The 24,634-nt window shown below is 46.0% G+C and carries 19 protein-coding genes; 11 read left to right on the top strand and 8 right to left on the bottom strand.

What is annotated here, in order from left to right; translation table 11 throughout:
* Positions 1-103 precede the first annotated feature (103 nt).
* The 3 genes from ACJJJB_RS02260 to ACJJJB_RS02270 all read left to right on the top strand — a co-directional run bounded on the left by ACJJJB_RS02260 (position 104) and on the right by ACJJJB_RS02270 (position 3,831).
* Positions 104-1,567: an NAD-dependent succinate-semialdehyde dehydrogenase gene (locus ACJJJB_RS02260; protein WP_445365650.1), complete on the top strand. Its 1,464-nt coding sequence runs from the start codon at positions 104-106 to the stop codon at positions 1,565-1,567.
* Positions 1,568-1,621: 54 nt separating this feature from the next.
* The gene (gene tsaA / locus ACJJJB_RS02265) at positions 1,622-2,311 is read left to right on the top strand and encodes a tRNA (N6-threonylcarbamoyladenosine(37)-N6)-methyltransferase TrmO (protein ID WP_020412180.1); all 690 of its coding nucleotides are present in this window, start codon (positions 1,622-1,624) and stop codon (positions 2,309-2,311) included.
* A 698-nt stretch (positions 2,312-3,009) separates the two neighbouring features.
* Positions 3,010-3,831 (top strand): MBL fold metallo-hydrolase, encoded by an 822-nt coding sequence (locus ACJJJB_RS02270; protein WP_282951456.1) that lies wholly within the window; start codon positions 3,010-3,012, stop codon positions 3,829-3,831.
* Positions 3,832-4,207: 376 nt separating this feature from the next.
* Here ACJJJB_RS02270 and ACJJJB_RS02275 read toward each other — a convergent pair whose 3' ends face one another.
* Positions 4,208-4,996: a class I SAM-dependent methyltransferase gene (locus ACJJJB_RS02275; RefSeq protein ID WP_445365651.1), complete on the bottom strand. Its 789-nt coding sequence runs from the start codon at positions 4,994-4,996 to the stop codon at positions 4,208-4,210.
* Between the two features lie 152 nt (positions 4,997-5,148).
* Here ACJJJB_RS02275 and ACJJJB_RS02280 point away from each other — a divergent pair, with 152 nt between their 5' ends.
* Positions 5,149-5,637 carry a GFA family protein gene (locus tag ACJJJB_RS02280; protein ID WP_026304950.1) on the top strand — a complete coding sequence of 163 codons (489 nt, stop codon included), beginning with the start codon at positions 5,149-5,151 and terminating at the stop codon, positions 5,635-5,637.
* An 83-nt stretch (positions 5,638-5,720) separates the two neighbouring features.
* Here ACJJJB_RS02280 and ACJJJB_RS02285 read toward each other — a convergent pair whose 3' ends face one another.
* Positions 5,721-7,349 (bottom strand): di-heme oxidoredictase family protein, encoded by a 1,629-nt coding sequence (locus tag ACJJJB_RS02285; RefSeq protein WP_353376878.1) that lies wholly within the window; start codon positions 7,347-7,349, stop codon positions 5,721-5,723.
* Between the two features lie 1,235 nt (positions 7,350-8,584).
* Between ACJJJB_RS02285 and ACJJJB_RS02290 the strand changes: the two genes are divergently transcribed.
* From ACJJJB_RS02290 to ACJJJB_RS02320, 7 genes are all read left to right on the top strand, one after another.
* Positions 8,585-9,613: a glycosyltransferase family 4 protein gene (locus tag ACJJJB_RS02290; protein WP_020412185.1), complete on the top strand. Its 1,029-nt coding sequence runs from the start codon at positions 8,585-8,587 to the stop codon at positions 9,611-9,613.
* 513 nt (positions 9,614-10,126) lie between these two features.
* Positions 10,127-12,145 (top strand): protein-disulfide reductase DsbD family protein, encoded by a 2,019-nt coding sequence (locus ACJJJB_RS02295; RefSeq protein ID WP_445365652.1) that lies wholly within the window; start codon positions 10,127-10,129, stop codon positions 12,143-12,145.
* Positions 12,146-12,167: 22 nt separating this feature from the next.
* Entirely contained in the window at positions 12,168-12,788 is a 621-nt protein-coding gene (locus ACJJJB_RS02300) for a thioredoxin family protein (protein ID WP_445365653.1), read from the top strand.
* 16 nt (positions 12,789-12,804) lie between these two features.
* Positions 12,805-13,308: a protein disulfide oxidoreductase gene (locus ACJJJB_RS02305; protein ID WP_245556662.1), complete on the top strand. Its 504-nt coding sequence runs from the start codon at positions 12,805-12,807 to the stop codon at positions 13,306-13,308.
* Positions 13,309-13,485: 177 nt separating this feature from the next.
* On the top strand, positions 13,486-14,304 hold the full coding sequence (locus ACJJJB_RS02310; protein WP_445365654.1) for an MBL fold metallo-hydrolase: 819 nt from the start codon (positions 13,486-13,488) through the stop codon (positions 14,302-14,304).
* Positions 14,305-14,397: 93 nt separating this feature from the next.
* Positions 14,398-15,090, top strand: a complete 693-nt coding sequence (locus tag ACJJJB_RS02315; protein WP_020412190.1) for an aspartate/glutamate racemase family protein — start codon at positions 14,398-14,400, stop codon at positions 15,088-15,090.
* A gap of 549 nt (positions 15,091-15,639) precedes the next feature.
* The gene (locus tag ACJJJB_RS02320; RefSeq protein WP_445365655.1) at positions 15,640-18,120 is read left to right on the top strand and encodes a TonB-dependent receptor plug domain-containing protein; all 2,481 of its coding nucleotides are present in this window, start codon (positions 15,640-15,642) and stop codon (positions 18,118-18,120) included.
* Between the two features lie 112 nt (positions 18,121-18,232).
* On the opposite strand, the gene ACJJJB_RS02325 is transcribed toward ACJJJB_RS02320, so the two are convergent.
* The 6 genes from ACJJJB_RS02325 to nuoJ all read right to left on the bottom strand — a co-directional run bounded on the left by ACJJJB_RS02325 (position 18,233) and on the right by nuoJ (position 24,559).
* Complete coding sequence (locus ACJJJB_RS02325; RefSeq protein ID WP_020412192.1) at positions 18,233-18,691, bottom strand: hypothetical protein; 459 nt, start codon at positions 18,689-18,691, stop codon at positions 18,233-18,235.
* Between the two features lie 84 nt (positions 18,692-18,775).
* The gene (locus ACJJJB_RS02330; RefSeq protein WP_444902094.1) at positions 18,776-20,317 is read right to left on the bottom strand and encodes an NADH-quinone oxidoreductase subunit N; all 1,542 of its coding nucleotides are present in this window, start codon (positions 20,315-20,317) and stop codon (positions 18,776-18,778) included.
* Positions 20,314-21,891, bottom strand: a complete 1,578-nt coding sequence (gene nuoM / locus ACJJJB_RS02335; RefSeq protein WP_282951444.1) for an NADH-quinone oxidoreductase subunit M — start codon at positions 21,889-21,891, stop codon at positions 20,314-20,316. Before nuoM ends, ACJJJB_RS02330 begins: the two co-directional genes overlap by 4 nt.
* Positions 21,888-23,726: an NADH-quinone oxidoreductase subunit L gene (nuoL, locus tag ACJJJB_RS02340; RefSeq protein WP_445365656.1), complete on the bottom strand. Its 1,839-nt coding sequence runs from the start codon at positions 23,724-23,726 to the stop codon at positions 21,888-21,890. The genes nuoM and nuoL overlap by 4 nt, the downstream gene beginning before the upstream one ends.
* 1 nt (position 23,727) lies before the next feature.
* Positions 23,728-24,045, bottom strand: coding sequence for an NADH-quinone oxidoreductase subunit NuoK (nuoK, locus tag ACJJJB_RS02345; protein WP_020412196.1), 318 nt, complete (start codon positions 24,043-24,045; stop codon positions 23,728-23,730).
* Entirely contained in the window at positions 24,035-24,559 is a 525-nt protein-coding gene (gene nuoJ / locus ACJJJB_RS02350) for an NADH-quinone oxidoreductase subunit J (protein WP_020412197.1), read from the bottom strand. Before nuoJ ends, nuoK begins: the two co-directional genes overlap by 11 nt.
* Between the last annotated feature and the right edge of the window lie 75 nt (positions 24,560-24,634).

The raw sequence follows: 24,634 nt of genomic DNA on the forward strand, positions 1-24,634 counted from the left end.
CCCTCATAGTGTTGCACTTTGAGGGGATAATTACGGGTTAATATCCTAAGCAGTTGATTCCCATTGCAATGGGAATCGGGCAAGAGACCATAAGGAGATGGCGATGCTGGAGCTGAACAACCCTGCGCTGCTGCGCACCCAGTCTTACATCAATGGCCAGTGGATCGATGCCGATTCCGGTGCAACTTTTGATGTCATAGATCCGGCTACTGGCAAAGTTGTTGCCAGCATCGCCGACCTTGGGGGAAACGAAACACGTCGTGCCATTGAGGCTGCCGCTGCCGCGTGGCCGGCCTGGATGGGAACACCGGTCAAAGAGCGCGCCAGGATACTGCGTCGCTGGTATGACTTGGTTATTGCCAATACCGAAGATTTAGCCAAAATACTGACTGCCGAACAAGGGAAGCCCCTTTCCGAGTCATGCACTGAAATTGTCTACGGTGCCAACTATATCGAATGGTTTTCCGAAGAGGCTAAGCGTGTTTATGGTGATGTGATAGCACCGCCTGCCAGCGACCGCCGTATAGCAGTAATCAAGCAGCCGGTGGGTGTTACCTGTTCCATCACTCCCTGGAATTTCCCTAGTGCCATGATTGCCCGCAAGATGGCCCCTGCTTTGGCCGCTGGTTGCCCCTTTATTGCCAAGCCTGCTCAAGAGACCCCGCTCTCCGCACTGTCCCTGGCTGTGTTGGCTGAGGAGGCAGGTATTCCCGCCGGTATCTTTAATATTGTCGCTGGACAGAATGCACCGGCTATCGGTGCCGAGATGACTTCGAATCCCCTGGTGCGCAAGTTCACTTTTACCGGTTCAACCGCTGTAGGCAAGCTGTTACAGGCCCAATGTGCTCAGACCATGAAGAAAACCTCCATGGAGTTAGGCGGTAACGCGCCCTTTATTGTTTTTGACGATGCGGATCTGGATGAGGCGGTAAAAGGAGCCATCATCTGTAAATACCGCAATGCGGGCCAGACCTGCGTCTGTGCCAACCGGATTTTTGTGCAGGAGGGGGTTTATAAAGCGTTTTCACACAAGTTTATTGAAGCGGTCAATAAGCTAACCCTGGGCAACGGCGTAGATGACAAAACCGATGTTGGGCCCATGATTACTACCAAGGCCGTTAAAAAAGTAGAGTCTCTGGTGGAGGATGCCCTGCAGAAAGGTGCGCAGACCCTGGTTGCCGGAGGGCCCAGTTCTATAGGAGATCACTTCTATTCCCCTATGGTACTTGGTAATGCCACGGATCAGATGCATCTATTTAAAGAGGAGATTTTTGGGCCTGTTGCGGCCTTGTATAAGTTCTCCACTGAGGAAGAGGTTGTAAGGATGGCCAACGATACTGAATTCGGCTTGGCCTCCTACTTTTACTCCAGGGATATTGGCCGTGTTTGTCGAGTATCTGAAGCCCTTGAATACGGCATGGTGGGCGTTAACGAGGGCATAATTTCCAATGAGATGGCACCGTTTGGTGGAGTGAAGGAATCTGGCCAGGGACGAGAGGGGTCCAAATACGGTATTGAGGACTACCTGGAGGTAAAGTACTTGTGCATTGGCGGCATTGATAAATAAAAAACAGCAACTGGTTTAAAATGTCCGGCTCATTAATGGTTACTTGGAATTTCCATGGTTGTTGAGCCTATAGGGCGTGTACATTCCTGCTTTGGTGAGAAATTTGGTGTGCCCCGGCAGCCAATGCTTGCCGACGCCAGTCGTGCAAGTATTGAACTATTATCACCATTGAATGTAGCGGATGCGGTAGCGGGTCTGGAGGAGAATAGCCATATATGGGTGGTATTTCTGTTTCACCAGGCAGCTGGGCAGTGGTCTGCCAAAGTACGTCCCCCGCGATTGGGTGGTAATAAAAAGCTCGGCGTACTCGCTACCCGCTCACCATTTAGGCCAAACAATATTGGCCTTTCTGTAGTCCGTTTGGTAGAAGTGCGAACCTCACCAAAAGTTGAATTGGTTGTTGCTGGGGCTGACCTGGTAGATGGCACCCCGGTATTGGATATCAAGCCCTATGTGCCCTATGCCGATGCATTACCATCCGCAGAGAGTGCTTTTGCCGGTGCCGCTCCTGAATTGACCCCTGTGTTTATCCCCGAGGAGATTCTGCACCAGGCAAGGGAGTTCTGCGATGACTGGGGAACAGATTTACCACGGTTAATTGAACAAGTACTGGCCCAAGACCCCAGGCCTGCTTATCAGCGGACAGATCCTAAGCGTGTCTATGGGATGAAGCTGTGTGGTTTTAATCTTTGCTGGCGCTATACCGGGAAGGGAATAGAAGTGGTCTCCTTAGTTGCTCTGTAAGATGCCTTAAATTTTCTATCTTAGGGTGTCCCTATATGTCTGGTAAAAACAGGATATCCACTTTCAGTTATTTCAATGTAGCTGCCAGCGTTGGAGTCTAATATAAGTCCAATACATGAGTAATACTATGCGGAATCAATTTTACTTGGAGATAATTTGAGGGTGATTTTTAGGTTAACTTGAAAATAGGGGCCAGAATGTATGCAATCGTTTTCTAAAATTAGGTGCACAATTTTTAAAGGCACTTAAAAGAGTTCTTCGCGGTTTGAGTAAATAGCTTTCTAGGCGATTGTGGCAATAGTGAAATTATAACCGTAGCGGAAAATATAAATATTTATAAGGTTCTGCCTGGGAGTTTTTTCTTTTAGGTAAATATTTACCTATATGCTAATGGCTCGATTGTTTGGGTGAGGCCTGCGTGTGATTTACTTAAATCATTTATTTTTTGTCCCTTATAGAAAGGGGGTGTTCTTAAAAATTACTTTACACGAAAAAAATGCTCAAAAAATCATATGTAATAAGTCAACTCATGATGTGACTGTTCGGGCATGCTTTTTTCAAGTGTATCCAAAAGCATGTCGTTGGATTTCTCTGGTTACCTTTGAAGTAGTAATATGTCACGTATTTTCAGGGAAATTGCAATTTCCTCTTTACTATAACCACATAAGAATAGCGCTCATTGATTTAGAGGGTACCCCATGTCTGTACGTGAATCCTTTCGCTACCAGGATCTTGATGCGTTGCGAGTTGGCCGCTTTAATATGGGAGTCAACACCACTTTTGTTGTATATCGGCTGAATGGCACAGTGATTGACACAGGGCCCAGTAATCAGTGGCGCTATGTCAAACCTTTTATCCAAAGTGGTCCCATCAATCAGCTTTTGCTCACCCATCACCATGAAGATCATAGCGGTAATGCTGGACTTATCCACCGCCTGACCGGTGTCCAGGCTTTGGCTCCTGAGCAAACCATTAGTATTCTCAGGAAGGGGTTTCGCATACCGCCCATGCAGAAACTCTTCTGGGGTACTGCGGGCAAAGCAGAAGTGGCGCCGCTGCCCGGGAATATCTTTATTGGTAAAGAAAGAGTTGTACCTCTGTTTAGTCCAGGGCATGCTAAGGATATGACTTGCTATTTAATACCGAATCGCGGTTGGCTATTCAGTGCGGATCTTTATATTGCCAATTACCTCAAATTTTTGCGGATAGATGAGCATATCCCCACTTTACTGAAAAGTATTAAAGGGGTACTTGATCAGGAGTTCGACGTAATTCTCTGTCCGCATCGAGGAGTGGTAGAGAATGGGTGGAAGCAGCTTAATGAGAAATATGAATTCCTGCTAAACTTAACTGGTGATGCACAAAATTTACAAAAAAAGGGTCTGTCCCTGGAAGAAAGTACTTTGCGTCTGCTGGGTAAAGAGGGTTTGGTTAGCAAACTCACCGGTTATAATTTTTGCAAGAGAAACCTCATTGCTTCCTGTTTGAATGTTAATCTTGATGAAATGCCTCGATTTTAATGCCTCTCTAAGAAATTTTTAATGTCCTTAGTATAATAGTTTTTAGGTCGGCTTGGTTTCATTGACTTGATTGCCTTTGAGGGGTTAATTAAGTTGCTTTGGATTTAGGTGCGTAAAGGCCTCTACTGCTATTTTGATTTTTATAGTTGTTGGTTGGAATTATTTTCACTTCGCATACACTGGAGGTGGTCGGTGCTCAATATAGTAGTTTTGGATAGCATTGCACTGGGTATATGATCAATAATCAGTGAGGAGGGGTTATATCTGGTGTTGGTCGCAAGCTAGATGGTGGCAAGGTTTCTTGGGGCGCCAGGTGATGAATGAACGATATACCTTGTTTTTGGTCCGGAGTACTGTATGTAAATCTGTTTTTATATTATTTTTCTGCTTCAATAATAAATCTTTTGATTCTTATTCCTGCATTTTTGCGAGTCTTGGGCTCTATCTTTTTAAAATATTTACTCATGACTTGATGAGAAAACTTTTCTCTTTGCGGGGGCTGCAAATGTCTAAACTGGGGTACCCAAGATAAGAAAAACGCTGTGAGCGTGTCTCGGGTCCCAAAGTTTTCCACATGATGAATTTCATCAATCCTGGGTAGGTAAAATCCTGACCCTTCGATATAATTGCGCATTTCGTTGAGCGTATAGTGGTTGTAGGGATCGAGAAAACTCTCAAAATATGGTTGCCAGTCATTATCGTGTTGGAATTCGTATACTGTATCCCAGAAATTTTCATGACCAACCTGAAAACCGACCACAATCTTGCCATCTTCCTTTAAGTGCTTATAGAAGCCATCCCAGACCTTCTTCTGGTCTGCCACCCAATGTAGGCAGCTGAAGGAAAAAATAATGTCGAACTGCTCATTGAACTGAATTTCGTCGGCACTCATCTGCTCGAAGGAAAGATTGGGTATGCCAGTGTGGGCTTTGCGGGCGTGGTGAATCATATCTTCAGTGAGATCCACACCGATAATTTTACCATTCTCAAGGCGTTCGGCTAGATGATGGGTGATTCTGCCATCGCCACAGCCGACATCGAGAATGGCACTGGCCTTTTGATAGTTGCAACGTTGTATGGCTTCCATTGCATGGCGCCACTGCATGGCGGACGCCTTTACATATTCCTGAGCCTGCCATTTATCGTGTCTGATGGGCTTATCCATGGTTTTGGCACCCTGTTACTTATTCGGTGGGAGTTTCTCAGTCTAGCCCAAATACAATTACAGGAAGGGATAACCGCGAGTTGCTTTTCTGTCGGTAAAAGCATATCTGTAAATTAGACTTGATCAGGGATGAAATTTCAGGGAGGGATATCGTGAAACTTAAAGGTTCTTGTCATTGCCAGTCGGTGCAGTTCACCTTGAACTCCGAGCAACCCTATCCTTTCAATCGTTGTTACTGCTCAATATGTCGCAAGACTGCTGGGGGAGGGGGCTACGCAATAAACTTGGGAGGAGATTTCAATTCCATGAAGGTTGATGGCAAGGAATTTTTATCGGTTTATCAGGCTAGAGTAGAGTGCCCTGAGCGGAGTGAGGTTTTTGAAAGTCCAGCTCAACGCCATTTTTGTTCCAGGTGTGGCAGTGCACTTTGGCTCTGGGATCCACGTTGGCCAGAGCTGGTACATCCCTTTGCCTCAGCTATAGATACCGAGTTGCCTATTCCTCCTGAGCGGACCCACATGATGTTGCAGTATGCCAGGCCTTGGATAGAGCCAGATATTCACGAGAGTGATCAAAGCTTCGACGCTTACCCCGAGGAATCCCTGGCAGAATGGCACAAATGCCGTCATCTTAATGTGTAGGTCATTACCCAATGATGATATTAAATGAAGAGAGGCGGAGCGAGCCATTTGGCCGCCCCGCTTCATTGTGTTGTTCAGGCAAGTTATTCTGGGGCTAGGTAGAGAACCAGGTTATTGAGAAAGCTCAGAAGGTCGGCTTTTTCTGTATCACTCAATGCATCAAACTGTTCTTTACTGGATTGAGCTTCACCACCGTGATAGAGAATGGCTTCGGTCATCGTTGTTGCGCGTCCGTCGTGTAAGTAGGGGGCTGTAGAACCTACGCCCCACAAGTTTTCCGTTAGGAACACTGATGCGCCTACATTGCCCTCGTCGAACTCCTCCGCCATGGCCCTACCCATATCGTGCCGTTTAAGGTCGCCATATAGACGTACAATAGCCCCACCATTTTCAGATTCTTCAAATTGTCCCAGGGTTTGTCCTGAGGCGAGTTCCTGAGGGTTATCGAGAATATCAGTCAGTAGGTTGAACTGTAGTGAAGTTGTCGGCAGGCCGGCAATGTCTCCTGCTGGGTATGTCTCGTCACGGAAGCTGGCATGCTTGGAGGGCTCGTAAAATATTGGTGATGCCACTTCCATTTCAGGGCTGTGGCAGGAAGCACAGTCAATAGAATTAAAAATTACTTCACCGTTTTGAATGCCGGCAATATCAGCTTCGCTAAGTGGTAGACCGTAAGTCTCCTGTTCCTCTTCACTCAATGTGCTGATTACACTATTGAGTTCAAGCTTGGTAACGGGACGAGGTTGGGCGGCATTATAAATGGCCAGTGCAGTGATATCCCCAACACTGAGTTCGTTGGTTACTGAGTCAAAATCGCTATCGGCATCCCCCACCAGCTCTGTAGCTTGCATGCCAAGTTCCTGGTGAGCAGCTCCACGTACAAAGGCGCGGACATAACCCGTGAGCCCTTTCCACTCAAAAGGACGAACAACCAGGTCTGTATCAATGCCATCGAGATTATCGTAATTTACATTTCCACAGGAGACACTGATTTCACCAAAGTTAACCCCCTTGGTTATCATTTCCACTATATGACTTTCTCCTGAGTTACAACTTTCGGAGATGGCGTCGTCGCGTAGTGTATGCAGTTCCGTGGTCATTTCTTCAGCAACTAGCTGTACCGCCCCCATGCCAAAGAGGTGTGGCGATTGACGCTCGATAAAGCCTTTTTGTTTACGTTCCGGGTCCATACGGATCACATTGTCATTCACACCACCACCGCCATCGGCCACGGGTACATTGTGGCAACTAATACAGGAGTCACCATTTGGACCGGTGGTCCTGTGCGGTAGGATATTGGCCCAGGCCATGGGGCCTTTTAGATCCGGCCTTGGAAAACTGGTAAAGCGTTTACCATTGCCGACGTTGACCCCAACTCCGTCTAGGGCGTTGTAATTCATTTCGAACAGTTCATCCCCCTCCTCAAAGGCGTGCACATAGGCCTCTATGGGATCCATGGCTTCCAACTCCGATTGCTCCAGGTGGCCACCAAGGTGCCTCTCTACAGCACCGGCCTCGAGGATTTGCACAGTATTAAAGATTTCACTGAAATCAAAGGGCTGTTGCCGGGATGGTCTGGGTCCTTTTCTGGCATTCTTGGGAACTCGGTTTTTATCGTGTTTGGAACCAAAGTCAGCCAATATGGGTACCGGGGTAAACAATAGGGCTGATAGTGCCATTGAAATAGGTAATAGATGCTTTTTGGAAATCATTAACTGTATCTCCCGATTCTGATGAGACATGGATGGAGCGATTATGTCTATGCAGATACGCTTGATATGAGACTGAATTGACTACTTTCCTGTGGCTAAACAGTCAGCTATAGGAATAATTGCCTATTCATTGAAAATTTAAATTTTTCAGTCTCATTAGGTGCACTTTCATAGAACTAAAGTGCATCCATGCAGGCCTTGAAAAAAAAACGTTCGAGACCTTAGGCTTAAAAATCGGGAAATATAATTGAGAAGACCCATCTTTTGCCCAGGATTGATTATTACTTCCAGCCCAGGCTCCAACCCCGAATATTTATTTTTGCCCATAACCCGTTGCGTGCTTGCACAACGCTGTTGTAATTGTCTGACATGTCTTAGTTGTCATGTTTTGTCCTGTAGTTCCGTGATTCTGAATAAAATTTTCCAAATGTAAATCTTCAAGTTGGCAGTGAGTGGGGAGAATCTGTGAGGTGTGAATGCGAAATGTGTAAAAAATAAGGATGCAGGAAGCAGTGAGGGGATTGCTGGGAAGATTGTGGCTCACAGGTATCTTAGGCCTCAACATTTTGGCGTTCTTTCCTTCTTTTGGAAAGCTGTGAGCTAATTAAGGTGATTAGTGGTTTAGACTAGAAATCTGTTAAAACTGGAGAATGGCGTAAATTACATCAATGTGGCGTAAATTATTGCTTCTTTGACATATATTTCAATAAGTAAAGAGTGAGATAGTTTTACCTGTTCTGACTGCTATAGTTCCGGGGGCATGGTACATGCTCAAGGTTATCTAAATTATGGGATTTAGTGATTAATAAAGTTTGTTTGATTTATAAGTGTGTGAGATTTTCAGGCTGGTTGTGAAGTAGGGTAGCCCAACTGGAAGAGAGTTTTGCTTTGGTTTTATGAAAAAAAATAAAAGAAAGATTAGTTGAAAGAAAACACAGGCTCTTGAGCTGGTATATTAGAGGTATTGTCGCTCAATATCCAGTTTGGGTCTGTCTGAAGTGAGTTCGTTGGGGAAAGTGTTTTTATTATTGGAAGTAAGTTGCTGGAATAGATTCTGATACACAGAAAATTGAGCATCTAAAGATAAATAGGGAATTTCAGAAAATATGTTCGTAATTTTAATTGAAAAAATATCCTGTTTATATCACCGTTGTCTATTTGAAGTAGTGTCAAATAAGGGAGTGCAAGGTTTGAGTAGCAACTTTGTTGTATGTTGTAGTTAAGGAGTATCAGATATGAAGATATTAATCGCCACTGATACTTACCCACAGCAATTAAATGGTGTTTCCAGAGTTCTTGATAAGACTTATAAAGAACTCACCTTACGCGGGCATGAGGTTAAAATATTATCAGCTGATGATTGTATGGCCTTTCCATGGCCAGGATACCAGGAAATAAAAATTGCAGTTTTTCCTGGGCAAAGAGTAACCCGGATTGTGGATGAATTTTGCCCTGATGCTATTCATATTATGACAGAGGGCCCGGTGGGATGGGCGGTGCGAGGTTATTGTAAACAACGCGGTCTAAGATTTACTACTTCTTGGCTTTCCAGACTTTCAGAATATATATCAATCCGAGTAAAAATTCCTGTCAGCTGGTTACATAATCTTTTATTGCGGTTTCATCAGTCAGCGGCGCACACAATGGTAACAACAGATGGCATGGCATCTGAAGCTAAGGCTATGGGGATTACCAGGGTAAGACACTGGCGGCGTGGAGTGGAGTTGGATAAATTTCGTCCAGTAGAGTCGACAGTCTTCGATGGTTTGCCTAGGCCTGTTATGTTGAATGTGGGGCGTGTTGCCGTTGAAAAATCACTGGAAAAATTTCTCTCGCTTGAGCTTCCGGGAACTAAGGTTATCGTAGGGGATGGTCCCCAATTAAATATATTAAAAAGAAAATTCCCATCAGCAATTTACATGGGGGTTCGTGAGGGGGAGGCGCTGACAGAATGCTATAGCAGTGCAGATGTTTTTGTATTTCCCTCCTTAACTGATACTTTTGGCCTGGTTAATCTTGAGGCATTGGCCTGTGGTTTACCTGTTGCTGCTTACCCAGTTACTGGCCCAAAAGATATTATTGGTGATGCTCCTGTAGGAGTAGTGCATGAAAACCTGAAAGTGGCGATTGAGCGCGCTCTTTTACTTAAAGGAGAAGATTGTATTGCGCATGCCAGAACTTTTTCGTGGGATGTTGCTACAGAAGACTTTCTCTCCGGGTTGGTGCCTGTCAGGGTGGAAGAGCCGGTTGCTGTGGAGTTCTAGTTTTCATTCATACCACAGGGTGAATTTTTTCTAATTTAAGAGGCAGGTTTTCGGTAAATTTGATCTGTAGTGTTTAAGTATAAACTAATAGATCGGCCATTATATATGGTTAGACATTTACCATCTCAATCATTTGGTGTTTCAATTTTATTATATCGATCACATCACCTTGAGCTGCAATCTGTAAAACCTCGGTGTAATTTTCAATTATTTTTTGGATATAAGCCGTTATATTCGCTTGTACAGCATGGATCTCCTGGAATCTCAGGATGGCTATTAGGGCTTTATCGGTGTGCGAATTTGCTTGGCGTCAGAGAATTGATCATTCAAAATGATTAGAGAGGCTTAGGGGACGCCATCAATATCACAAGCAAGGAAATGTCCGCCATACACTTATAATGAGAACATACGACACCTGAGTCAGGTTATGTCATAGTTTGTGACTTAATCCCAGACTGTCGGAGTATGTGTTGTAACAATTCCAGGAACAATGCCGCCGAGGAAGCGACAATTGTGATTGATAGAAGAAATTTTTTAATAAATATCCTGGGTTTTTTACTACTGGCGGGAAGTACACATCTCATTGCCCAGGAAAGTATATCTGGAGACCATGTTACTGTTCGTTGGTTGGCGCCTTCAAGTTTTGTAGATCGAGCCAGTGAAAAAATCGGTTTCTACTTTGAAGTTGACCCTGGCTGGCACGTTTACTGGCGTAATCCCGGGGACTCGGGGGCGGCACCGCGATTCACCATAACTCCAAATGGAGCCGAGGTAGGGGCAATTGAGTGGCCATTCCCCTCTCGTCTCAAGATAGAGCACCTGACCAACCTAGGGTATGAAGGGAATGTCGCCTACCTGTTCGATTTAACTCCTGACAGGGGAGGCAAGGTAATTGCCTTAAGCGCCGAGCTTGAATGGCTTGTGTGCAAAATAGAATGTATTCCCGGGTTTGGCACTATGACCTTAACCCGCCCGGTATCAGATGAGACTCGCTGGTCTTCAGCGAACCTGGATTTGCGGAATCACTTTGCAAAGAGGGTTCCCCAGTCAAGTGTGTATAGCCCCTGGAAACCGATTTCTCTGGCGGCGCAGGGCAAAGATCGAATTCATCTTTTACTCGAGTCGGAAACGGCATCTAAAGCACCTAAAGTATTCCCCATAAATGGCGACCTATTTTCCGCGTCAAAGCCGAAACTTCAGCGGGAAGGAAAGACGCTGGATTATACTTTTGGGCGCCAACCTGGTGCTGCCTTGAGTGAATCTGCGGATTTTGTGTTAACGGATGGTACTCGTGCCTGGCGCCTGGATAGAGTTTCGTTTGGTACAGCAATGCCAGAAGCACAGTCGCGCCCTCTATGGCTTCTGGTCCTCGCTGCCCTAGCAGGTGGGATTATTTTGAATTTGATGCCCTGTGTTTTTCCCGTACTTTCCATCAAGTTATTGGGATTGGTAAACGAGGGCTATAGCGAGAGTGGCAGGTGGCGAGAGGGGCTTTTATATGGCGCTGGGGTGCTTACTACATTTATCGCTTTGGGAGTATTGCTTCTGGTACTTCGCTCATGGGGTGCGGCTATCGGCTGGGGGTTCCAATTGCAATCCGCTCCGGTGGTAATGGCGCTGATAGCACTTTTCTGGCTTATGGGTTTGTCGTTCAGTGGTGTCTTTGAGTTCGGGCACCGCCTGGTAAATCTAGCTGGCGTCAGCCGGGGGGGCTCTTTTGCAACTGGGGTGTTGGCTGTATTCGTAGCGGCTCCTTGTACAGGACCTTTTATGGGAGTTGCATTGGGTACCGCGGCTGTATTGCCGGCGGTTGAAGCACTGCTTATTTTTCTAGGATTGGGTATGGGTCTTGCCGCACCTTTTGTCTTACTCTGTGCCAGCCCAGTCCTTTTAAAGCGGTTGCCGAAGCCCGGTCCATGGATGGAAAAGCTGCGCCAATTCCTGGCTTTTCCTCTCTACGCGACTGTCATCTGGCTGCTTTGGGTGCTGGGGAGGATTCTGGGGGAAAGCGGTTGGTTAATCGGTGCCTTATTATTGTTGGCAGTTACTTTCACTTTATGGCTCGGATATAACTTTTCACGTATCGGCCGTATTATTGCATGGATATTGATGCTGACTTTTTTGGTGATTGGCTATTCGACCTTAACCCCGAAAGAGAAGACGTTTTCCAAGGTTGCTGCCGGTTGGCAGGAGTATGATCGCAGTTTATTGGATCAGGCCTTGGAAGAGGGACGCCCAGTATTTATCGACTACACTGCGGCATGGTGTATTACCTGTCAAGTGAATAAAAAACTAGTTTTGGATACGCCTGAAGTACAAAGATTATTCCATAAGAATAAGGTTTTGCTACTCCGTGCGGATTGGACCAGGCAGGACCCAGAAATCACAGAGGCTTTGGCTGCTTTGGGACGTAATTCTATGCCGGTCTACGCCTGGTATCCAGCTGGATCCAGAGAACCGCAGCTTTTGCCACAAATATTGCAGGAATCCATAATCGTCGATTTATTCAATGAAAAAAGAAAAACCAAATAGAAAAGGGCAACTGGTCATGGGTATGAAGATTATAAATAGCAGCCTCTTCTCGATAGGCTGCTTATGGTTTTTTTTATTGCTCTCATCCAGTGTGGCGGCAACTGCCGTACCGGGCGAAAAGGCGCCAGATTTCTTAGTTGCTGATGCTCAGGGGGATAAGCATTCATTGGCAGATTATGCGGGTCAATGGCTTGTAATTGAATGGTTTAACAAAGATTGTCCCTATGTAAAGAAACATTATGGCAGTGGTAATATGCAATTCCTGCAGAAAAAATATACTGAGCAGGATGTTAGATGGTTAACAGTTATTTCTTCCGCCGAAGGCAAGCAGGGATACCTGGAGCCGGCGGAGGCACTTAGTGTGGCCAAAACCCATAATTTAAGTGCCAGTAGACCTTTTTTATTGGATACCAGTGGTGAAATGGGGCGTGCCTTCGGTGCCAAGACAACACCACATATGTTTATTATTAATCCTGAAGGGAAAGTGGTATATGCAGGGGCAATTGATGACAATGACTCAGCAAATCCCTCAGTTATCGCCAATTCCCACAATTATGTCTCTGCTGCCCTGGATGCATCCCTCAAAGGAAAAGTCGTTCCACGGTCATCATCCAGGGCCTATGGTTGCAGTGTAAAGTATTAGAGAAGAGGTGGTAGAGGTGCGGGATCACTGGGTTCGGCTGGCGGGAAAATTTGCAGTCTTCGCCTTGCTTGCGATTCTGGTGACAACAGCAGTTGCTTACTATCAGCAGCGAGATGTACCAAAAGAGCAGGCACCTCCCCTTAAGGGGGAGTCACTTCACGGCAATCTCCTCGACCTTCAGCAGATGACAACCCAGGGACCGGTACTTATCTATTTTTGGGCAACCTGGTGCCCCTACTGTCGTATAGTTTCTCCAAAAATTTCTGAGTTGGCCCGTGAGCACCAGGTTATTGGTATCGCTATGCAGTCTGGGTCAGAGGAGGTGGTGGAAGAGTATATGCAGCGCTACAACTTAAAATTCCCCACGATCAATGACCCCGGAGGAGTTACCAGTGCCCTTTGGGGGGTCAGGGTTACACCGACTATGGTTATTGTAGGGAGTGATGGAAAGATAGCCTGGGTAACCAGCGGCACTACTACCAAGCTGGGACTGAAGCTGCGTTTGGAGTTGACTGAATAGCAGGCTTATTCTGGCTGGATTCGGTTTTTCTTTAGAGCGAGAGCCGGAATGTCGTCTGAAGAAAATTTGCTGATTTAACGATTTACTGCACTCCAAACAGGATAATCAGCAGGATGGCACGATATGCCTTTCCTGAGGTGAGATTTCAATGCCTACTTTCCATTGCCGGAGGGTTGTGTGTCGGTTATTGATTCTTTTGACTATAAGGACCTGGATGCACAAAGGGTTGGCAGGTTTGACTTTGGAATCAATACGACGTTTATCGTATATCGATTGAAGGACACCATTGTTGATGCTGGTCCCAGTAATCAGTGGAAATACGTGAAGTGGTTTGTTAAGAATAAGCCTTTCAAACAACTGTTGTTAACTCACCACCATGAGGACCACAGTGGTAATGCCGGCTCCATTTATAAACTTACGGGTATTCAGCCTCGGGCTCCCAAAGCAACTGTCGAAATCCTAAAGAGGGGTTTTCGCATACCGCCAATACAGCGTCTGATATGGGGGGCTGCGGGATTGGCTGAAGCTGCAGAATTACCGAAGGATCTGCGCATAGCTGGTGAGAAAGTAATTCCCATACCAGCTCCAGGGCATGCGAAGGATATGACTTGTTATCTGATGCAGGATCGCGGCTGGATTTTTACTGCGGACCTCTATGTTGCCAGCCATCTAAAGCTGTTGCGCAAAGATGAAAGTATCCCGACCCTAATGCAAAGTATCCGTAGGGTGCTTGAGTATGATTTCGAACTGATTCTCTGTCCGCATCGGGGAATGGTTGAGAATGGAAAAAAGCGTCTGCAGGATAAATATGACTATTTGTTGGAACTGTCCAGCGCAGCACAAGAACTCGGTCGACAAGGGCTGCCACTCAAACAGATTACCAAAAAGCTTCTGGGGCGCGAGAATTTAATGGGTTTGTTGTCCGGATATAATTTCAGTAAAAGAAATCTGATCGCTTCATGTATGGCATTTGATCCATCCAAGTATTCCAAATAGATTTCTCTTTAAGTATGAACGATAGAGTGTCTTGTGGGTGAGTCTCAGCCGTGTTAAAAAAATCAATCTTATAAAAGTATAAGGAATAGGAATTTGAAAAAGTTGGGATTACTCGGTGGTATGAGTTGGGAGAGTACCCAGACTTATTATCAATTGATTAATCAAGGGGTTAATCGTCAGCTTGGAGGACTGCACTCGGCTGAGATTATTCTATACAGTGTGGATTTTGCGGCAATTGAAAAATTGCAAGTTGCTGGAGAGTGGGAAGAATCAGGGCAGTTACTGGCCAGATCTGCTCAGAGGATCCAGGCGGCGGGCGCAGACTGTGTATTGATATGTACCAACACCATGCATAAAGTGGCCAGCCAGGTAGAGCTATCGATTAACATTCCGTTGTTACATATTGCCGATGCCACGGCCGAGGTTCTTGTCCAGAAGGGAATGAAAAAAGTTGGATTGCTGGGTACTGCATTCACAATGGAGCAGGATTTTTATCGGGAGAGAATCCAGAGAAAATATGGGGTAGCAGTTATTGTTCCTGAAAGCAGTGATCGAAAAAAGGTACATTCGATTATCTTCGATGAGCTTTGCAAGGGAGACTTGCGTGAAGATTCCAGAAAAGAGTATCTGAGAATTATTCAATCTTTGTCAGATAAGGGGGCTGAGGCTGTGATTCTTGGGTGTACTGAAATAGGCTTGTTGGTCACTCAGGATGATATCGAGGTTACTCTCCTTGATACTACTCAAATTCATGCGGCTAAGGCAGTTGAGTTTGCTCTTTCATAACTAAAAAGCCGATTGCAACGTTGAGAATTACTCAATTTAGTGCTGGGTGATTCTTAACTATTGCCCACTAATGTAATTTCTTTTCAGAACTTCACTCTCTTTAGGATGGCTTGTTTGATTATCGAATCAAATTATTCTGGTCTTGTTGATTTCGCGATTCCGAATAGAGGTTCATTCTTTTTTGTTCCATAACCGATTTAAATAAAATTTAAATTGATCCAGACATATGTCGGTTGTTACGAATGACATAAATGTCGATTTAATCAGATAAGGCATGATTTAAATTGTCAATATCTGTTATTTAGGTATTTTAATTTCTCATTTTTACTGGCACTTTCTATTTGTGTCACGCTTTTTGCAGTGATCATTAATGATGATAATCTTCGGTCGGTATACGAACTCCTGCAGTATGTTGTCCGTTGTAGTGGTGGTCAGCTTTAAATGTATTTTTTTCTAATAGTGATTTTTCGCTAGCAATATATTTTGAGTGTCAGGTAGGTTGGGTAGTTTGGCTAGGAAGATAAAACAGATAATTAACAGGGTAATTTCATGAAAGTAAACAAGAGGCGTTGGTTGGCATCTTGTAGCGCTCCATCGCTGTTGGCGATGGCGGTAGCTGCAGTGTCCAGCCCCGTTATCGCTGAAGATGCACTTATAGAGGAAGTAATCACAATAGGTACTCGAGTTGAAGGCCGCTCGGCTACAGACTCATCTGCACCGATTGATGTTGTCACTGGCGATGAATTTGTGAATCAGGGAGATGGCGATCTCAATAACCTGTTGCGCAACGTCGTGCCTTCCTACAATGTGAATGCTAAGCCAATCTCTGATGCTGCATCGATTGTGCGCCCTGCCAACCTGCGCGGACTACCACCGGATAGCACCCTGGTTCTGGTAAACGGCAAGCGCCGTCACCGAGCTTCTGTGATTGCTTTCCTCGGCAGTGGTGTATCTGATGGCGCCCAGGGGCCTGATATTTCAGCCATTCCCGCAATTGCCCTGAAGCAGGTGGAAGTCTTACGTGACGGTGCAGCTGCACAGTACGGGTCTGATGCCATTGCCGGTGTGATTAACTTCCAGCTGAAGGATGCTGCTGAGGGTGGCTCGGTGGAAGTCAAGCATGCGACTACTGCTGAGGGTGATGGTGATCAGAGTATGGTTGCCGCCAACTTTGGCCTGCCATTGACTGATTCGGGCTTTGTGAATTTCAGTATGGAGTATCGTGAGCAGGACTCTACTAGCCGAAGCACTCAGCGGGATGATGCTGCTCAGCTGATCGCCGATGGCAATACTTTCGTTGCTGACCCTGCACAAATTTGGGGGCAACCAGAAGTTAATGATGACACCAAGTTCTTTATCAACAGTGCTATTGAACTGAGTGATAAGGCGGAGGTATATGCTTTTGGCAATTATGCCAGTCGCTCCACAGACGGTGGATTTTATTTTCGTAACCCGGAAACTCGGTCAGGTGTTTACGCGGATGATGAGGGAAATCCACTGATCGGTGATCTCGATCCAACGAATGGTACCGATAGTTGTGAGAGCGTTTCGGTATCCGAAGCCCATGATTTAGATGAATGTTTCTCTTTTACGGAAATACTTCCCGGCGGCTTTACGCCTCGTTTTGGTGGTGATTTAGAAGATTATTCTATGGTCTTCGGCCTGCGGGGTGAATTTGCCAGTGGTATTGGTTATGACGTTAGCGCCAGCAGAGGGCATAACAAGGTAGATTTCAATATCTACAATACTGTAAATGCCACCATGGGGCCGGACACCCCAACTAAGTTCAGCCCTGGCGGTTATGCACAAACTGAGACAAACTTTAATATCGATCTCACTAAAGCTACAGAGATTGCTGGCAAGACATTGTATATGGCTGGCGGTTTTGAGTGGCGAGAAGAAGAATTTGAAGTTAATTTGGGAGATGAAGCCTCCTGGTACAAAGGCCCCTTAACCGAACAGGAATTTTCGATTGGATCAAATGGATTCCCAGGTTTTGGACCGGAAGTAGTGGGTACTTTTGATCGCGACAATATCGCGCTTTACACCGATTTTGAACTGGAGGCGACAGATAGCTTACGTCTTGGCGCGGCGCTGCGCTGGGAGGACTTCTCTGATTTTGGTGACACTTCTAACTTCAAGTTGTCTGGGCACTATGAAGTTAATGAGATATTGGCGTTGCGCTCTACAATCAGTACGGGTTTCCGAGCGCCTACGCCAGCCCAATCAAATATCAGTAACGTAACTACAGCCTTTACTGAAGGGCAACTTCAAAATAAAGGCACTATCCCACCCACTAATCCCATTGCTGAATTGAAAGGCGGTAAGCAATTACAACCGGAAGAGTCCGAGAGCTTTACTCTTGGCGCTATTGTTTCAGCTGGGGACTGGGAAGTTACCCTGGATTATTTCCAGATTGCCGTAAGCGACCGTATTACGCAGTCAGCTGACCAGAAGTTGAGTGATGATGAGCGTGCTCAGCTAGTGGCAGATGGCATTAGCGGCGCTGATTCTTTGGACTTCTTCCGCTTTTATACCAATGACTTTGATACCAAGACCCGTGGCATTGACCTGGTTGCGACTTACCCTCTGGGTGAGGCCACAGACCTGAGCTTTGCTGCAAACTGGACTGATACTGAAGTAACAGATTATAGGGAAGAGACGATTAGTGATATGCGTCTCAGGCAACTGGAAGATGGACTACCAAATGTTCGTGGTAATGCCACGATTAATCATGTAGGTGATGGCTGGCGCGGTCTAGTCCGACTGAACTACTATGGCAGCTACTGGGAAGCGCATCTGGATGACTACAGCTTGCCTATTGATGCTGGTGATGAGTGGACAGTAGATATTGAGGGTGCTTATGAGTTTAGTGAGTCTCTGTCCCTGATTGCGGGGGCTGAGAATCTGTTCAACAATTATCCCGATAAAAATCCCTGGTCTGGTGTTGCTGGCGCTGAATACCCAGAAACTGCGCCTATGGGCTTCAATGGTGCACTTTATTATTTACGTGCACAGTATGATTTTTAAAGTCAGCAGTGGTGTAGTTAAGCCCGTATAAATATTAGACTCAGTCGATTAATCGGTTGAGTCTAATAATCGGATTCTTATTAAATAAAAAGTCCACTGTAAAAATTAGCACTTACATATCCCAAAGGGAGTTAGTGGCCATTGAAAGGGTGATACGCTCTTTATCCTGGATCTGTTTGAGGTCTTCGAATATTTCCTTTACCTCCATTGACTCTATAGCTCCATAAACCGCCTCGTACAAGCTGGAGAAGTAACGGTCCACCTCACGGCCCATATTGTTAATTTCTTTGATTGTTGGTGGATTACTTAACGGTAGGTGGCGAATAAAGTCCTTTGCACTCTCCTCGTGGGTGTATTGCAGCCACGTTTTCATCACTTTTTGTTGCGCGACTTCGCCATAGTTGGCAAGGTTTCTGGCCATCCGTTGCTCATGCTCGAGCATGTGTTTCAATAATAGTTGGGTTCGGTAGTCGTCTGATTTCTCAAGCAGATCCTCATAGAGGCTCGCCATGTCCAGGTGAAATTTCTCAGCGTCTTCGATAATTTCAAATGCCTGTTTGAAAGTTTTCATAATTTTGCCCTTTGGTACCTGTTGGCTTTTTATTGGGCGGAAAAAACAGGTCGTGCGCTTGTACGGCCATACCCTTAAGTATCGTTATAGTGCATTTATCCAGTTGATCAAGAGTTGGGGAAATATACCAAATACAAGTAAAGCCCCAGTCAGAATAATTAATAGTAAATTCCCGGAGGTGGCGATTTGCACGCTTCCACTGGGTTCTTCGGTAACTATATTATCTCTTTGTACCATGATCAGTAGAAGGCGCAAGTAGTAAAATAGCCCCAGTGCACTACCAATAACTACACTTGCTAGAAGTATCCACAATTGCCCCTCTATACCAGCGGTGAAAATATAAAACTTGCCAATAAAGCCAATAGTTAATGGGATACCGGCAAGGGATAAAAGCATTGCCGCCATGCAGCCGGCGAGCCAGGGGGAGCGCCATAAGAGCCCCCGATAAAAATCGCACTGATATGGATTTTCTGAATTTAGAGTGGGATTTTCAGGGTATTCACCGTTGAGAACCTTCTCTTCAACTGAATCTGCAATTAGACCTACCACAGCGAAGGCACCTAAGGTGGTAATGATGTAAGCTACAAGGTAATAGATAACAGCTTCGGTGCCAAAAGTGCTTTTGCCGATAATAAATGCGACTATCAGGTAGCCAATATGGCCTATGGAAGAGTAGGCTAATAGCCGCTTGATATTAGTTTGCATTAGGGCCAGGAGATTCCCCACCAGCATACTGGCCACAGCCGCAATAGACAGCATATCAATAAGTACCTGGCTTTCATAAAGATCCAAAGTACTAAAAAAGCGCAATAGGAAGCCGATAACGGCACCTTTACCCACAGTGGCGATAAGCGCTGTAGTTGGTGTCGGAGCACCCTGGTAAACGTCTGGAGTCCAAATATGAAAAGGCACCAAGGATAATTTAAAGGCTACTGAAATTAGTAGGAGAGTAACTCCGGTTGCAAACAAAGTGGAAGTTTGTGAAAGCTCCGTCATGTGGGATGCTATTCCACTAAAGCTTAAGGAGCCGCTGGCACTGTAGATCAGGGCGATACCAAATAGCCCCAAAGCTGTGGATAAAGCGGATAGGAGCAAGTACTTAATTGCTGACTCTAGAGATTGCAGCTGCTCTTTTTGTGGGGAGAGGTCACCATTTACGGCAAATCCAAGCATAGGATATAAAGCCAGGCTGATCAGCTCGAGTCCGAGGAAGAAAGTAGCAAAATGGCTTGCGAAAACCAGGGTGGTGGCCCCTAGCATCGCCAGTAACAGGAGGATATAAAACTCCTCCGGATAACTGCCGGAATTTACTTTTGGGTTGCATCTCATGCGTAAGTAACTGTATCCCATGATAGATACAGCAATTGCTGTCAAGAGTAACAAAAGGGCGAAGAAAAGTGAGGTGTGGTCTACCAGTAACAGTCCAGTTACTTGGATAGAGCTGGCTCCAGTGGACAAGGTGCCAGCTACCCAGAAGCATGAAATGCCGGCGAGCACCAAAGTGATAATAGTGGTCGCTAGTGCTCCGACATGCCCTCGCCAGAATGATACCTGCAGCAAGAGAATGACAATTCCTGCACTTACTAACAATAGAGGTAGTATTCCAAATAGTTCCTGTGCATTCATGGAGACTTATCCCCTGTTGAAATTAGGATTTCCTGGCGCTGCGATTTGGAGGACAGGAGGTTTTGATCTGGAGCCACTGCTTTAATCTCGGCTATTGCCTGGGTAACAGTGGGTTCAGAAATATTAAAAATTGGCTGTGGGCGCAGCCCTATCACAACTAAAAGTAGTGCGAGAGACAGCAGGGCACAGGATTCTCGAAGGCTGAGGTCAGCTGTATCTCCACTCTCTGAAGGTGATTCAAACTGATTTCTCAGTTTCCCGAAGAAAACCCTCTGCATCATCAACAATGCGTAAAGTGCAGCCCCAATCAGGCCGATAGCGGCGAGTGCGGTGATCCAATGGTTACTACGGAAACTGCCCACCAGTACAGTAAATTCAGCAACGAAGTTCCCCAGCCCCGGAAGTCCGAGAGAAGCGATTGCGAAGAATAGTGCTACTGCTGACAATTTCGGCAGGATGGCCCAGACTCCGCCCAGCTGTTGCATATCCCGTGTATGCAGTCGATGCTGCAATGCACCAACAAGTGCAAAAAGAGCTGCGGTGCTCAAGCCATGTGCAATCATCTGCATCACGGCACCTTGCACCGCGATGGTATCCAGTGCATAGAGACCGAGCAGTACAAATCCCATATGGCTGACACTCGAGTAAGCAACCAGCCTCTTCATATCTCTTTGTGCAAATGCCAACATGGCGCCGTAGATAACACTGATTGCTCCAATAGTCATAGCTACCGGGGCGAATGCCATAGAACTCTCGGGAAACAATGGTAAGTTGAAGCGCAACAAGCCATAAGCCCCGGTTTTTAAGAGAATAGCTGCCAGTAGGATACTACCAGCGGTTGGAGCTTGGGTATGGGCATCTGGCAACCAGGTATGAAATGGTAATGCCGGTAATTTCACAATAAAGGCGATAAAGAACCCGAGCATCAGCCAGTAGGCGGCATTGGCTGTAAGTTCTGCGCCGAGCAACTCGTTGTAGTTGAAGGTAAGCTGGCCGGAGTTCCTATAGTGGATATAAGCCAATCCAACTATAGCGATAAGCATCAACAAGCTACTAGCTTGGGTAAAAATAAAAAACTTAATGGCGGCATAGATTCGCTTTTCATAACCCCATACAGCAATTAAAAAAAGCATGGGAATCAGCATGACTTCCCAGAAGAAAAAGAATAAAAAAAGATCAATAGCCGTAAAAACTCCTACAACTCCAGCAAGTGTCCAAAGAAAATTAAAATAAAAAAATCCACGACGAAAATTAATATCGTTCCAGGTCATGACCAGTCCAAAGATACCCATCGCTATCGTCAGGGTAAGCATCAGGAAACTCAGGCCATCAACTGCGAGATGAAAACTAATACCAAACCTGGGAATCCAGGCTGCTTGTAAGCTGTCCCACCATGGTCCACCTGACACTGATTGTGGAGTACCCAGATAAGACCAATAATTAACAAGAAGTAACGCTGCTAATAAGAGGCTGACCAAGCTAATCCAGCGCCCACCCTTTTGAAGATAGCGCTCAGAGAGCCAGGCAATGATACCTCCCGCAAATAGAATAATTATGATTGCCAGTAATGTCATAGGGCCACCAAGAGAGCGAGGAACAGAATGGAACCAGCTGCGAAAGTTGCCAGATACCAGCGTATCTGGCCATTTTGGGAAGAGCTGAGCAGGCTATTCAGTTGTTGGCTGAACGCGGCGGTGCCTTTATATATGCTATCGATTATGTCCTTGTGATTTAGACGTGCCAGGTTTCTAAATGGCTTGGCCAACAGGTTTTCGTAAAGCCAGTCAAAACCCCAGCCGCTAAACCAAAATTGCATAATCGGAGAGCGCTTTTCGCCAGTCTTTTGCTGCTGCCGAGAGAGTCCCCAAGCTATCACAAGCCCGATGAGTGGCATAGCAATGGCAATCCCCTCTACCCAGGCAGCTGGATGCTCCCATGTTTGTGTTCCAAATACTGACTGAAGTGGTGGCGCCAACATCCCACCAAAAAGCGCGAGCGTGGCGAGTATTGCCAAGGGCACACGCATTACTGTGTTATTGGCATCTTTGCAGTGGGATGAGGATGAACCTTCACTCCCTGCGAATACAAGGAAGAGAACCCGGAAACTATAAATTCCAGTGACCAGGGCACCTAAAATGCCGGCTAACCACAGACTGTTAAAACCGTCATGGAACTCCCATGCACGTAAAAGAATCTGGTCTTTACTATAAAACCCAGAAGTAAATGGCAGTGCCGCCAGGCAAGCGCATCCAATGGCGAAACAAATAAATGTAAATGGAATTCTTCGGTAGAGCCCACCCATGGTAAAAATATTCTGCTCATGATGCAGGCTTAGAATCACAGAGCCTGCAGAGAGAAATAGTAGTGCCTTGAAGAAGGCGTGGGTCATCAGGTGAAAGATAGCTCCAGACCAGGCACCTACGCCGAGTGCAAGGAACATATATCCAATCTGGCTGATTGTGGAATAGGCGAGTACACGCTTGATATCGCTTTGTGCAATAGCACTGAAGCCGGCCAGTAGCAGAGTTAGCGCGCCCACCACGGCAACAGCCGTCATTGCAGTCTCTGAGAGCATGTAGAGCGGATGCATACGGGCAATAAGGTAGACTCCAGCCGTCACCATTGTGGCCGCATGTATTAAGGCACTGACTGGTGTTGGGCCAGCCATGGCATCAGGTAGCCAAGTCTGCAGTGGTAGCTGGGCTGATTTACCAACTGCACCACCCAATAGCAACAGCGTGGCAACTGTGATTATTTGTGAATTTGCCCCGGAGCTATCTGCAGCGGAAATGAGTTGCGGGATATTGAGAGTGGAAAACTCAAAGAAAAGCAGAAACAGTCCAATGGCCATGGCGGTATCGCCAATGCGAGTGACGATAAATGCCTTTTGCGCAGCTGCGCCGTTGGCTGGATTTTTGTACCAGAATCCAATTAACAGATAGCTGCATAGACCGACTCCCTCCCAGCCCAAATAGAGTAAAACCAGATTGTCAGCCATTACCAGAATCAGCATGGCGCATACAAAAAGGTTCAGGTAGGCAAAGTAGCGGCGAAAATCTGGATCTTCACGCATATACCCTGCTGAGTAGAGGTGTATCAAAAATCCGACACCAGTAATAATCATCAGCATAACCAGCGTAAGCCAGTCTACATGAAAATTGAAACCCAGCTTCAAGTTATCTACCAGCATCCACTGCCAAAGGGCGATATTCACGACTTCCCCAGGGTTCTGCCAAAAGACAGTTGTCGCGACAATAGCGGTGAGTAGTGCGGAGATTCCGACACTGCCAACCCCGATAGCAGTGACAAATTTTTCTGAGGGTTCTTTTGAATAAAATAATGGGATAGCCACCAACAACAGGAAGCCAATAAGCGGTAGAAGTGGCACCCAGGCCAAAAGTCCCTGCATATTAACCTCTTAGTTCATTTAATTGGTCTATATCAACTGTGTGTTTGCGGTGGTAAAACTGGAGAACCAGCGCAAGAGCAATCGCTACCTCGGCCGCAGCAAGAGTAACCACAAAAACAAACATTACCTGGCCATCGGCATTTCCCCAGTGAGCACCGGCAACAACGAACATCAAAGCTGCGGCATTAGTGCATATTTCGACACACATCAACATAAAAATGATATTACGCCGCATCATTAATCCAGCAAGGCCCAGGCAGAAAAGGATCGATGCTAAAAGCACACCGGCCTCTAGCCCCGGTGCAGTTTCAAATGGCATTGTTTGAATCTCCCTGGTCAATTTTTCTGCGTCGTGCTAAATGAAAAGCACCGACCAAACCAGCGAGTAACAACATTGACGCCAGCTCTACCGCTAATACATAGTGGCTGAAAAGGGCAATTCCCACCTGTTTAGGGCCGATATAGTGAAAGGTCTGTGTAGATGATATCTGGCCACTACTGACCAATAGAATCAATTGAACCAGCAAGAGAGCAGATAGTATGGCAGGACCAACCCAGGTGGTGGGTTGGAGCCAGGCTTGTTCCTGCACAACCGTAGAGTCCCCTTGGTTGAGCATCATAATTACAAAAATAATCAGTACCATTATGGCGCCGGCATAAATGATTACTTCCAGCGCAGCTGCAAGAGGCGCACCGAACTGGTAAAAAATTACCGCCACGGCTAAAAGGGAAGTAACCAGGTAGAGCAGGGCATGCACGGCATTTTTATGAAAAATTACCATGATGGTAGAAATGATAGCGATCGCTGCAGTAAGGTAGAAAACAAAATTCATTCAAGCTCTCCCTCTCAAATTATTTTTATGTTTTCATTTGTAAGGCCACTTTCTCTGCAAGAAGGCCAGCTATAT

This window comes from Microbulbifer variabilis, assembly GCF_052468405.1.

Bases quoted from the DNA above. Each gene is read 5' to 3' on its own strand.
- ACJJJB_RS02260 (WP_445365650.1), top strand. From the start codon at position 104: ATGCTGGAGCTGAACAACCCTGCGCTGCTGCGCACCCAGTCTTACATC.
- tsaA (WP_020412180.1), top strand. From the start codon at position 1,622: ATGGTTGTTGAGCCTATAGGGCGTGTACATTCCTGCTTTGGTGAGAAA.
- ACJJJB_RS02270 (WP_282951456.1), top strand. From the start codon at position 3,010: ATGTCTGTACGTGAATCCTTTCGCTACCAGGATCTTGATGCGTTGCGA.
- ACJJJB_RS02275 (WP_445365651.1), bottom strand. From the start codon at position 4,996: ATGGATAAGCCCATCAGACACGATAAATGGCAGGCTCAGGAATATGTA.
- ACJJJB_RS02285 (WP_353376878.1), bottom strand. From the start codon at position 7,349: ATGATTTCCAAAAAGCATCTATTACCTATTTCAATGGCACTATCAGCC.
- ACJJJB_RS02290 (WP_020412185.1), top strand. From the start codon at position 8,585: ATGAAGATATTAATCGCCACTGATACTTACCCACAGCAATTAAATGGT.
- ACJJJB_RS02300 (WP_445365653.1), top strand. From the start codon at position 12,168: ATGAAGATTATAAATAGCAGCCTCTTCTCGATAGGCTGCTTATGGTTT.
- ACJJJB_RS02320 (WP_445365655.1), top strand. From the start codon at position 15,640: ATGAAAGTAAACAAGAGGCGTTGGTTGGCATCTTGTAGCGCTCCATCG.
- ACJJJB_RS02325 (WP_020412192.1), bottom strand. From the start codon at position 18,691: ATGAAAACTTTCAAACAGGCATTTGAAATTATCGAAGACGCTGAGAAA.
- ACJJJB_RS02330 (WP_444902094.1), bottom strand. From the start codon at position 20,317: ATGAATGCACAGGAACTATTTGGAATACTACCTCTATTGTTAGTAAGT.
- nuoM (WP_282951444.1), bottom strand. From the start codon at position 21,891: ATGACATTACTGGCAATCATAATTATTCTATTTGCGGGAGGTATCATT.
- nuoL (WP_445365656.1), bottom strand. From the start codon at position 23,726: ATGCAGGGACTTTTGGCCTGGGTGCCACTTCTACCGCTTATTGGCTTC.
- nuoK (WP_020412196.1), bottom strand. From the start codon at position 24,045: ATGCCATTTGAAACTGCACCGGGGCTAGAGGCCGGTGTGCTTTTAGCA.
- nuoJ (WP_020412197.1), bottom strand. From the start codon at position 24,559: ATGAATTTTGTTTTCTACCTTACTGCAGCGATCGCTATCATTTCTACC.